This window comes from Micromonospora phytophila, from assembly GCF_023656545.1.
GTDB classification, from domain to species: domain Bacteria; phylum Actinomycetota; class Actinomycetes; order Mycobacteriales; family Micromonosporaceae; genus Micromonospora; species Micromonospora phytophila.
Genome location: NZ_JAMOKF010000565.1, coordinates 1 through 2,053 on the forward strand (window position 1 = coordinate 1; position 2,053 = coordinate 2,053).

Below are 2,053 nucleotides of genomic sequence, written 5' to 3' on the forward strand. Positions count from 1 at the left end.
CGAACTCCGCGCCGTGCCGGCGGGCGCCGGGCAGGGCGGCGTACAGGTCGCCGGGGCGGACCTCCTGGCTCGCGTGGGTCACCCCGGTCACCATCAGCTCGGCGGCGCCCTCGGGGGGCTCGACGCCGAGCCGGGCGGCGAGGTCGCCGAGCCGGACAGCGATCACGGTACGGGGACGAGGATTGCCGGGCACGGCGTCAGACCCTACCCGGTCGTCCGGCTCCGGCCGCACAGCCGCCCCGGTGGTTCGTCGGCACCCACCGATGATGTCCCGCCGTGGCTGCTCAACGCGGATGGACCACGAACTTCGGCGCCTCGCCGGCGGAGGTCGGCACGCGGTAGTGGCGCAGCGCGAACCCCATCATGTCGCGGAACGCCGGAGCGGCGATGTCGCCGCCCCCGCCCCCCGGGGTGTGCGCGAAGACCGCGATCACGTACCGGGGCTTCTCGGCCGGGGCCATCCCGATGAACGAGGCCACCTCGCCGGGCTGCTTGCGCCCGTCGACCAGCCGCCAGCCGGTGCCGGTCTTGCCGGCGACCCGGTAGCCGGGGACCGCCGCCGCCGTGCCGGTGGCGCCCTCGACGGTGGTCACCGCCTCCAGGATGGTGCGCAGGGCGGCGGCGTTCTCCGGGCTGAGCACCGACCGGGTGACCGGGGGCTCGGCCCGCGTCCGCTTCCCGTCCGGCCCGATCACCTCCTTGACCAGGTGCGGCTGGACGTAGGTGCCGCCGTTGGCGATCGTGGCGTACGCGGCGGCCATCTGCAGCGGCGTGGCGTCGACGCTGTGCCCGATCGGCACCGACCCGTGCGACGACCCGCTCCACTCCTCGGCGGGCAGCAGCCGGCCGCTGGCCTCCCCGGGCATGCCGACCCCGGTCGGCGCGCCGAGGCCGAACCGCTTCTGGTAGTCGATCAGCCGGTCCCGGCCGAGCTTGGTGGCGATCTCGATCGTGCCGACGTTGGAGGAGTACGCCATCATCCCGGCCAGGCTCATCCGCTTGCCGTCGGCCGGGTGGGTGTCGGCGAACCACGTGTCGCCCATGCGGATCGCGTTCGCGATCGGCAGCGTGGTGTCCGGCGTGACCACCTTCTCCTGCAGTGCCGCGCCGAAGGTGATCGCCTTGTGCACCGAGCCGGGGTCGACGACGAAACTGGTGGCCGCGTCCTCCCGGTCGGTCGGCTCGCTCTCCTCCGGCTTGGTCGCGTTGTAGGTGGGGTGGCTGGCCTGCGCCAGCACCTCGCCGGTGGCGACCTCGATCACCACGGCCGCGCCGACGCTGCCCTTGACCTGGGCCATCCGGGTGCTGAGCATCCGCTGCACCATGTACTGCAGGTCGCGGTCGATGGTGAGCTGCAGGGAGCTGCCCGGTTTGGCCTTCGTGGTCCGGCTGTAGCCGCCGGGAATCGGTGCGGCCAGGTCACCCAGGCCGACCTCGTAGATGCGCTGGCCCGGTTCGCCGCTGAGCAGCTCGTCGTGACGCGCCTCGAGCCCTTCCAGCCCGACCATGTCCTGGCTGGTGAAGCCGAGCAGGTTCGCGGCCAGGTCGCCCCCGGGGACCTCGCGCCGCTCGTCGCGGTGGGTGCCGATGCCGGGCAGCTCCAGCGCCGTGATCTGCCGGGCCTTGTCGATCTGGACCCCCCGGGCGAGGTACTCGAACTGGGAGTCGACGCCGTTCTCCCGCTTGCGCGGCTGCATCCGCTCGGTCAGTTCCGAGGCCGGGACGCCGAGCAGCGGGGAGAGCTTCCTGGCGGTCTCCTGCGGATCCTTGACCTGCGTCGGGTCGGCGTAGACGTACCGCGCCTCGACGCTGTGCGCCAGCGGGGCGCCGGACCGGTCGTAGATCGCGCCGCGGGGCGCCGGCAGGGTGACCGTGCGGATCCGGTCGGCGACTCCACCGCCGGCGTACGCCGGGGTCTCCACCGCCTGGAGGAAGACCAGCCGGATGCCGATGGTGGCGAAGAGCGCCAGGGTGAGCACGGTGCCCAGCCGCAGCCGGCGGCGGGGATCGGCCAGCCGCGGCGGCTTCGGCGGCTTGCGCGACGCTCGGCGGG

1 protein-coding gene and 1 pseudogene are annotated in these 2,053 nt (G+C 73.8%); both read right to left on the reverse strand.

The annotated features are described in order from the left end of the window. A pseudogene (locus NCC78_RS31265) lies at nucleotides 1-232 on the reverse strand (UDP-N-acetylmuramoyl-L-alanyl-D-glutamate--2,6-diaminopimelate ligase); the annotation flags it as partial. Between the two features lie 52 nt (nucleotides 233-284). After that, a complete protein-coding gene (locus tag NCC78_RS31270) occupies nucleotides 285-2,015 on the reverse strand; it encodes a peptidoglycan D,D-transpeptidase FtsI family protein (RefSeq protein ID WP_372495243.1) in 1,731 nt (576 codons plus the stop codon). Nucleotides 2,016-2,053: the final 38 nt, after the last annotated feature.